The sequence below is a fragment of the Chryseobacterium sp. UYP7 genome, from assembly GCF_056279225.1.
Map to the genome: position 1 here is coordinate 705,584 of NZ_JBWBQW010000002.1, position 9,241 is coordinate 714,824.

Annotated in this window: 10 protein-coding genes and 1 rRNA gene; 2 read left to right on the top strand and 9 right to left on the bottom strand. The window is 31.8% G+C overall.

Annotated elements, in window-relative coordinates; translation table 11 throughout:
* Positions 1-3 precede the first annotated feature (3 nt).
* Genes ACZ9HT_RS07545 through ACZ9HT_RS07575 form a run of 7 tightly spaced genes read right to left on the bottom strand, consistent with a single transcriptional unit; the run spans position 4 to position 6,531 of the window.
* Positions 4-972: a PD-(D/E)XK motif protein gene (locus ACZ9HT_RS07545; RefSeq protein WP_476039854.1), complete on the bottom strand. Its 969-nt coding sequence runs from the start codon at positions 970-972 to the stop codon at positions 4-6.
* Positions 973-975: 3 nt separating this feature from the next.
* Positions 976-2,772 carry a Z1 domain-containing protein gene (locus tag ACZ9HT_RS07550; RefSeq protein WP_476039855.1) on the bottom strand — a complete coding sequence of 599 codons (1,797 nt, stop codon included), beginning with the start codon at positions 2,770-2,772 and terminating at the stop codon, positions 976-978.
* A gap of 26 nt (positions 2,773-2,798) precedes the next feature.
* Complete coding sequence (locus ACZ9HT_RS07555; RefSeq protein ID WP_476039856.1) at positions 2,799-3,047, bottom strand: hypothetical protein; 249 nt, start codon at positions 3,045-3,047, stop codon at positions 2,799-2,801.
* Between the two features lie 53 nt (positions 3,048-3,100).
* A complete protein-coding gene (locus tag ACZ9HT_RS07560) occupies positions 3,101-4,195 on the bottom strand; it encodes a DUF3644 domain-containing protein (protein WP_476039857.1) in 1,095 nt (364 codons plus the stop codon).
* 7 nt (positions 4,196-4,202) lie between these two features.
* Positions 4,203-4,544, bottom strand: coding sequence for a hypothetical protein (locus ACZ9HT_RS07565; RefSeq protein WP_476039858.1), 342 nt, complete (start codon positions 4,542-4,544; stop codon positions 4,203-4,205).
* Between the two features lie 3 nt (positions 4,545-4,547).
* Positions 4,548-5,324: an HNH endonuclease gene (locus ACZ9HT_RS07570; protein ID WP_476039859.1), complete on the bottom strand. Its 777-nt coding sequence runs from the start codon at positions 5,322-5,324 to the stop codon at positions 4,548-4,550.
* Between the two features lie 10 nt (positions 5,325-5,334).
* On the bottom strand, positions 5,335-6,531 hold the full coding sequence (locus ACZ9HT_RS07575; protein ID WP_476039860.1) for a DNA cytosine methyltransferase: 1,197 nt from the start codon (positions 6,529-6,531) through the stop codon (positions 5,335-5,337).
* A 147-nt stretch (positions 6,532-6,678) separates the two neighbouring features.
* Between ACZ9HT_RS07575 and ACZ9HT_RS07580 the strand changes: the two genes are divergently transcribed.
* Entirely contained in the window at positions 6,679-7,101 is a 423-nt protein-coding gene (locus tag ACZ9HT_RS07580; protein WP_476039861.1) for a very short patch repair endonuclease, read from the top strand.
* Between the two features lie 54 nt (positions 7,102-7,155).
* On the opposite strand, the gene ACZ9HT_RS07585 is transcribed toward ACZ9HT_RS07580, so the two are convergent.
* Entirely contained in the window at positions 7,156-8,001 is an 846-nt protein-coding gene (locus ACZ9HT_RS07585; protein WP_476039862.1) for a DUF2911 domain-containing protein, read from the bottom strand.
* A 367-nt stretch (positions 8,002-8,368) separates the two neighbouring features.
* On the opposite strand from ACZ9HT_RS07585, the gene ACZ9HT_RS07590 reads away from it, so the two are divergent.
* Positions 8,369-8,794, top strand: a complete 426-nt coding sequence (locus tag ACZ9HT_RS07590; protein WP_476039863.1) for a hypothetical protein — start codon at positions 8,369-8,371, stop codon at positions 8,792-8,794.
* 358 nt (positions 8,795-9,152) lie between these two features.
* Here ACZ9HT_RS07590 and rrf read toward each other — a convergent pair.
* Positions 9,153-9,241: ribosomal RNA gene (gene rrf / locus ACZ9HT_RS07595) — 5S ribosomal RNA — on the bottom strand; the annotation flags it as partial.

Consider the following 9,241-nt stretch of genomic DNA (forward strand, 5'->3'; position numbering starts at 1 on the left):
CAATTAAATTTTTGAAGTGATGTCGTCAAAACTTACTGAATAATTTTCAACAGCAGATAATTCTATAAAATAAGAAGTATTGTAAACTCCAAGCGGAAGAATCGATTTTATAATTCTTGGGAAATCATTTTCTATCAAATAACTGTAAGTTTTTTTCAAAGAGTACATTGTGTTGTACTGCTCCTTATCATCCTCGAGATAATCTAATAGCAATAATCTTTCTTCGAAAAATTTAAGGTCATTCAAATTTTTAGAAAATTTTTCTTTTGTTTGTTGAATTAATGAATTGAGCGAAAAACCATTTTCTTTCACAACTTCTGAACTATATAAAATGAGAAATAATTGATTCAGATTTTGAGTATCAAGTTGACCTTCATTTGTTATTTTTAATTTTGGATATTTTGATGTTGTAAACTTGATTTCAATTCCTACTGCGCCAAAAACAAAATCTTTGTCGTCAAAATCTGGTCCTGTCCAAGCATTTAAAACTTTTGCTGGCGAGTGTTCTTGGTCTAATAGATAATTGATAAAAAGTAATTCACCAGTTAATCCTTTTTGTTGCTCTATGCTTAAACCATTAAAATTGATTTTATCAAAAAGTTTTTTCCATTTAGAAATTACATTTAATGTTTTGGTTATAGCTACATTTTCTGTAATACTTTCTGCTATATCTTCTAAAATATTTTGGATAAATAGTGAGAAAATATCTTTTAGTTCATTATCTAAAAGATAAATATTAAGTTGATAATCTTTTTCTGTTTCTATCGTGAAAATCTCCACACCTTTGAAACGAAAATTCTTGAGTCCAGGAATTTCAATATTTCTGGAAACGGACATGATGTATAAATGCTGTCCAGTAATATGATTAGTTGCAGCATAACAGTGCAACTGCGGAATATCTTCTATTCTAGTTTTTATAATATTGTTGCCAGTTGGTTTTTGGGTATCCCAAATCGATTTAATGTTTACCATAAATTAATCGTTATCAGTATTCGGTGAATCATCATCTTCTTGCGGCTCTTCTTCAAAACCTTTATTAATTGTAGCAGTATAAGAAACTTTTTTTTCCTTTTCTATCTTTGGAAAATGTAAACTATATCCGATAATTGGCGTTTTTGAATCGTCAATTCTCGCTCCTCGTGGGTCTAATAAATAAATTAGTAAAAGACCTTTTTTTTCTACAGCTCTTTGGCTTTTTATATTTTCAGAAGTCAATAAGTTATCTGTTGATAAATCAACTTGTCGATCTTTAAGATCATCTATCTGGTTTTTAGAAATCATATAGAATTCACTACTCCAGCTTTCTTTTCGCTGATTTCGAATGCTAGAACCAAGAGTTATTGATTCATTATTTGCAGTAACTAAAATTGGCAATACATTTTCATTTGTTTTTCTTTCATCTCTTGGCGTATTTCCTTTATAATCAATGAAAACTTTTTCATCAGTATTTGATACAACGCAAATACTCCATTCTGCGATGTTTTTTTCCTTAAACTGAGCTCTTATATAATCGCTAAACATGCCATTTTTTATATTTGGCTGTTCCGTTTTGAAAGAATCCAGAAATTCACAAATTGGGTCAATACTATGGTTCGGATAAAATAAATATCTGATTTTGTCTCGCGAGATCTTTCTGTTTTCTAATTTAGGAAAACCAATATTTGATATTAAGTTTTTAAATGAATTGTAATTATTCTCAATCGAGCTTTTAGTTTTGTTTAATTGATATGTTTGCTTATTTGTTCCTGAAAACGAAATATAAATAATTGTTGAAAAATTTAGTTTAGCTAAACTAGTCACTGTTAAAAGACCACTATGATTTCCGAATAACCCATTATTATTTTTTTCGTCATTTCTTACTTTTAACCTATAATCTTTAGGTCTCGTATAAGAAACAGCCATCTCATCAAAATCATTTCGCATTTCTTCTGTCGCCATTGTGATGTGGTTGAACCATTCAAAAATCTGTTCAGTTGTGTATAATCTGCATAAATCTACATAACCAGGGCGATATCCAAACCATCGTCCCATTTGCATTAGCGAATCATACATTTTTGTGGTTCGTAAATAATAACTTACCGACAAACCTTCAAGAGTAATACCTCTTGATAATCTACTACCGCCAACTGCAATTACAGACAAACCATTTTCGTATCTGTTATAATCAATTTCCTCAATGTTGTGATATTCCAAATTAGTTGTAGAACGAGTGCCGTGAACTGCTCGAACATCAATTTTAGAAACCGCCTTTTTCAGTTCTGTTTTTACTTCTTCCCAAGTATGTTGCTTAATTCGTACATCTTTATAATCTAAATTTTCTAAAATATTATCTGTAGTTGGAACAAAATCTGTTTCAAATAATTCTTTCAGTTCATTTAAAAGTGTTTCGTCATCACCGTTAATTGCATTTGCATATTCTTTTGTTTTTTTACTGACGAGTGCTGCAACTCTATCAATCCATTTTACCAAAAGCGCAACGTGAATCAACATAGAATTATGCTTGTTTTCATGTCCTCGCAATCTTCTGATTGTGCAAGTAAGAATAAAAGATTTTATGGATTTTTCTAAACTTGGTGGCAAATAATCTGGTAATTCTCCTTTGTTGTGCTTATTAATAGTTCTGAAAAAAGGTGGGTCATAATCATCAATCGCTCGAAAAACATCTAAAGGTTCTTTCTCTTCTCCGTCAGGATTTTCTATTCCAAATATTTTGGCTGCACCAACATAGTTTGAGGGTGCTTTTATATTGATAATAAAATCTCTTGGAAACAAATCCTCGCCAATTTTATATTCTTTATTTATTCAAGCGTTGTTGTTTCGTCATTATGTTCTTGAGAAATAAATAGGTTTGCATAAGGTGTTGCGGTATAACCAATCAAAGTATTTTGGTTAAATAGATTTAGTAAAGTTCGGATGAGTTTGTTGATGGTTTTAATGTCTTCTATGCTTTTAGAAGCATTTACGGAAGCCGCGTCTGCTTCGTCATCAATGATTAAAACTGGTACATCAAAAAGTTTTGGCGAACCGTCTACAATTTTTGCATTCACATCTTTTGAAAGCCAATCGATAAGATTTTCGAGAATACTTTTGTTTTAATTGCTTATTGTATTTCAAATGTGTCAATATCTAACTTTTCTTTTTTATCAAAACTTGATTTCCAAATTTCTCTTGTTAAAGTTCCACTTGTTATATTTCCAACAATAAACTCAACCCATTCATCTTTAAATAAATAATCGTCATGTGCTTCATCATAATGACAATATTTAATATTTGTTTCAAACGGATCAATACTATTTCCATCTTCTATTGTTGGCTTAATTGAAAAAATAAAGTGTAAACATTTGTGATCGTAATGATTAAATTTGTTTTGATAACTTTGATTTACAATTTTAACGACAGCACCTGGCTTTAATTTACCAGGATTAATTACTTCTCTTTTTTCAACTTTATCTTTTATTAAAGCAACCATCTTTTCATAATTTTCTTTATCATCTTCAGAAACAGAATTCCAATTTACAAATTCCACTGCCAAGTCATTTCTACTAGTGTTAGCAATTTTAGGAATTTGAATTAATTTTACGCTGAATTCTTGAGTGTTAAAAATACTTTCTTTAACATTTAAACAGTACTTTTCAATAAAATCTTTAATCTCTTTGACTTCTGTGGATAATAATTTTTTATTTGCCTCAATTTGCTTTGCAGTCCTTAACCTTGAAAATTGAAGTGAATATGCTAAACTTTCATTGATGGCATATTCTGAGCCGAATAACTTAATTAATTCATTTTCATAATTATATAGTAAAGATTGACATTCTCCAAAAATCATCAAGCCGATTTCATCTTTCGAAATTGTTCTATGTTCTATTTTATTACGAAGTTTTATGAAAAATTCAAGATTTGATTTAACAGCTTCTGAAAGCCCTCCATATTTTTGAATGCATGTCTTTAATTCCCATGCCTTTTTTTCTCCGTCAATTAATTTGTATCTACCATTTGTTTCTTTGTAAAAAAAAGTTTCACCAATTGTATGATTAAAGTAGGATTGCAAAAGTCTTGTCCAAGACATTATCATATGAGTAATGAAACTTTCAACTCTAAATGGTGCTCTTGGTTTATTATAAATTTCTACAGATAATAACGCACAGTCTATTGAACTTTCTAATAATGATTTAGTTTTGCCTTTACGTAATTGCATAATATTTTCAATTCATATTATTTAAAAGTAAATTAACAACTGCAGATTCATTAGGGCAACAATTAATATTTGAAATAATTTTATTGGTTAAAATTTCAAGATTCTCATTAGGTATAATCACAAATTCTTTAAAATTTTCGCGTTGTAAAAGAAGATATTCGAAGTTATTTCGTCTAAACAATTTTTCAATTTCGATTTCCGTTTTTTCTTTTAAATGAAAAGACAAACCTTTTACATCAATTAAATTATAATAAGTTGCAAATAAATCGAAATTACTTTCATTTGGAATTAGTGTTTTTGTAATAATTACTTGTCGAGTTTCGTCTCTTTTCCAAAAATTTGTATTCATAAATTAATTAAATTTATTGAAAACTTCGTCTAAATGATATTGGATAAATTCTTTTTTCGGAAAATATCTTTGTGGAAGTATTAATGATTGTTTTTCCAAATGACTAAAATATTTTCCAAAATATTCTACATCCTTTTTCTTTTGCAATTTCTCCGAAAGTAAAATTTGATAATTTTCATTAAAGCCAATCAAACCTTTGTCAAAAGCTTTATCATAAAGTGCAGATAAACAAATTCCATTTTCAGGATTCAATCTTTCTTTCTCATTTTTAGACCACGGAACTATATGACTTGCAAAAAGTAATTCCGGCAAATCTATTCCTGAAATTGCACATTTCCCAGAATAATTTGATACGACTATTTGTCTAAAAACACTTTGATTCACCCTTGTTTTTACTTGACGAAGTTTGGTTTCACCTTTTAAATCTTTTAAGTCGAAAAGCAAATCATCAAATTTAGTTTCTATAGTTAAATTTTCTTTTTCAGCTAAAATATTTTCACTTAAAAAAATCAATTCTTCTTGATTATTAAAAAATTCATCCCAAATCGGTTGACATTGTTTTATTCCTCCAACCATTCCTTTTACACCTCTTTCTTTGTGATAAGGGTCACACGCTGCATAATTTGTGAGGCGAATTGCGATGGAACTTACAGTTCTACCAATTAAGTTTGCCATATCTATAATTTCTGGCGTTCTGGTATGCATTTTTCCAAATGGTAATTTCAAATATAAATTAAACACAAGAATTAATTCTTCACGAGACCACAATCTTCTTTCCATAGTTAAATTATTAAGCAGCGCTCAAAACCAGAACAGCGTTCCCTATTTGTTTAAAAGCTGCCGTTCTGCTCGATTCAAAAAAATAATCATCTGGAAAAGACTGTATCCTCGCTGCTTCACGAACAGTAATCGAACGGTTTTGATGAATATCGGGATGAATATAATAATGTCCGTCAGCTGATATGTGAGCAACAACTGTATGGCAAACACTTTCATGATTAACCACTTGAAATCTATTTGTAGAAGTTTTTACATTATTGTGTTTAATCAATCGCAGCGGTAATTCTCCGTAATTCAAACGCTTGCCTTTATTTACCCATTTATCAACAGCTATTCTGTAAATTTCCAAATCGTTATCATTGTTAAATCTGGAAATGTGTTGCGTGGTAAAATTAACACCATTTCTTATTCCAGAATTTTCTAAATAATCATTTGTGGCTCTGGTGTATTTAGAAACACGCCATTCTCCTTGTCCACTTTTAATTTTTGGCAAATCCGAAAACAAATGTTTTAAAACTTCGAATTCATTTTTCGCTTTATCGAACTGTGGATATTCAAACTCTAAATCATTTCTCCAGCCAATGATGATAATCCTCTTTCTATCTTGCGACACTCCAAAATCTTGTGCATTCAAGACTTGTTTGTCTAATTCGTAACCAGCTTCGCGTACCGCATGAAAAATCAATTGAAGGTAGATTCCATTATTAGCAGATAAAATCCCGGGTACATTTTCAAAGACAAACATCTTAGGTTTGTATTTCTTCAAAAATTCAACATAATATTTGTACAGATGATTTCGGGAATCGTCTGTCATATCTTTCCTCACTCTTCCTGCGACAGAATATGCTTGACAAGGTGGTCCACCAATAATTAAATCAACTTCTTTATTGTTCAATTCTTCGTCAATTTTCTCAAAAATATAAGGCAATGTCTCTGGAGATATTTCCTTATTAATTACAGCAGCTATTAAATGACTTGGGATTTTATTCCACAATTCATCTCGTGTAATTTTTTCTTTGAGGTAATCTTGATATTCATCAATGCGGTTATACGCTTTCAAATAATGAAAAGCGGTTCTGGTCTTTAAAGTATCGCATGCATCTTTATTCATTTCCACGTGAGCGATTGGCTCAAACCCTGCACGAATAAATCCTTCTGAGAGTCCACCCGCACCTGCAAATAAATCGATATAGTTTAATTTTGGCATATTTGAAAAAAGATAAATATAATCCAAAATATTTGAAAAAATAGCATGATATTTAAATAATTTGAAGTAATTAGACACTACTTAAATCTCATCTTTCATACTGTATTTTTAATTTACATTTTATAATAAAATCTTCTATATTACCTAATGGCAGACCGACATACTAAGCAGCAACGAAGTTTTAACATGAGTAAAATTCGCGGCACCAATACAAAACCTGAAGTTAAACTCCGTAAAGCACTCTTCGCAAAAGGTTTCAGATATTCCCTTCACCACACTAAACTTCCGGGAAAACCGGACATTGTTTTAAGAAAATATAAAACTGTCATTCAGGTGAACGGTTGTTTTTGGCATGGTCATGAAGGTTGCAGATATTTTATTATCCCAAAAACACGTACAGATTTCTGGACTGAAAAAATCAATGGAACTGTAGAAAGGGATAAAATCAACAATGAAAAACTAAATAATTTAGGCTGGAAAGTGATCACTGTGTGGGAATGCGAACTTAAAACTAAAAAATTTGAAGAAACTCTACAGAGAGTTATTACGGAGATTAAAAATGGAGAATAAAAAAGGACCCCAAAAATTGGCATCCTCTATTATTCTAAACAAACCGAAGTTCTCTTATTTACTCCACTTCGCAATATTATCCGTATTAATTTTCACGTAATCCTCATTCCCCTCTTTCTTTGCTAGCGCTAAAGATTTATTGGCTGTAGCAATTGCCACTTTCTTCATTCCATTTGCTGCTTCAATTTCAGATTTTAATTTGAGCATATAATACGTATCGGGTTGAAGTGCATTCGCTTTATCCGTATATTCCAAAGCTTTCTTCAGATCCATTCCTTCCTGAAGATAATAACTCGCAGCTTGATGATAATCCCCGGCTTTTGCCTCCTTCGAAACCAAAGTCGTACTGATCGACTCCAAAACCTGTTTCTTAGAATCCATAACGATCGGAACTTTCACCATCGTATTTTCCCAGTTCATCACAAGATTGGCTTTATCTGTTTTCAGATCATCAAAACCGATATTAAAAGTTTCAGACATGGTCGAACTTTTCTCTGCTTTCACTTTGGTCTTGGCTGCAATTTGATCTGCTTTCAATTCTTTCGGCGCACCCCATTGTTCCGTATCCTTATAAAGAATGACTTCCCAATCGTTCGTTGACGGAATCGTGTAAAGCGCATACTTTCCGGCCGGAATAGCTATGCCATTAAAAGTCGCATCATTTTTAAAAGTGATATCGGTAGAACCATTTGCACCCGTTCGCCAAACTTGATTCATCGGAACCAGATTACCAAAAACTTTACGACTGTTCGCAGAAGGGCGGGAATATTCCACGGTAACCTCAGAAAGTCCAATGGATTGTTTCACCGTTGCAGACGGACTTGGTTGCGGAGTTTTCACCTGTGCATTGCCCATTGCGACTGCTCCAACTAATAATAGCGATAAGATACTTTTTTTCATTACTTAATTTATTTGATTATCAATAAGTTTTAAAGATACTTCAAATTAGAATGAATACCAAGTCGAAAATGAGGAAACAATATATTGAACTGAAACTAAGAAATGTTCCTTCAATCAGAAGCAACCAAAGTTTCGCTTCTCAAAAAAGCAGTCCAGCTGTCCGCTATATCTTTTTTGCTAAGAATAGCTAGATATAGAATCAAATCAGTACGAGCAAAAAAGGATGCCACTTCCATCTGGGCTAGAATAAAATTTTCGTCTTATTCAAAAGTTTAAACTTTTAGGATGATACAAATAGAAAAAGGGTGATAATACGGGAAAATCTCCGGCAGAAAAGAAAGACCTTTGCTTACTTAAATTTAAACCAATGAAAACACTCATCAAATTATTGACAATAATCGGTATTGTATTATGTACTGTTTCAATCAAAGCGCAGGAAAAAACAGCAGTAAACAATATTCTTGAAAACACAGAATGGCAGGGAATAGCCAACATTCCTTCTCCGGAAACGGTGATCCTACAATTCTCAAAGGATATTTATACGATTATGTTTAACGACAAGGCGATCGAACAGATGACCTACACCATAGATGGCGATAACATTACAGTGGTAAAAACGAGCGGAGCTTCTCCATGTCCCATGCTTTCACAAGGAACGTATAAGTTTACCATCGTGAACGACAAACTCAAATTAGAAGTAATTTCAGATTCTTGCAGTCAACGAAAAAGTGCGCTGGGAATGAATACTTACACGAAAGTGTTACCATCAGAGCAGACTCTTGATTCAAAATAAAATCTTCACAATGATACGTTACTGCAGAGTTATAAAAATGAGGAGCTAAATATGATTTAACTGAGTTGTAAAATAGTAAATTCTCATTTATTGGAAATCCATAGGTTCTTGAATCCACAATTTAATTGATACTTGGTCAACGCAAACAATTCATTATTAAAATCAGCGAATTGAAATGTTAATGAAGAGTACAAATTTTCCGGTCTGACGGAAAAAGTTAATAGTAGATTGAGCTTTAATTTGTAAAATGTTATCTATCTTCAATAGCCTTTTGACATGTTGTTTCAAGGACATCATTTTTATCTGATTATCGTTCACAAAAAAAGCTCATCAAAATTAATTGATGAGCTTTTAAAAAGACTGGCGGCGACCTACTCTCCCGCTTACGCAGTACCATCGGCGCTAGAGGGCTTAACTTCTGTGTTCGGAATGGGAACAGGTGAGCCC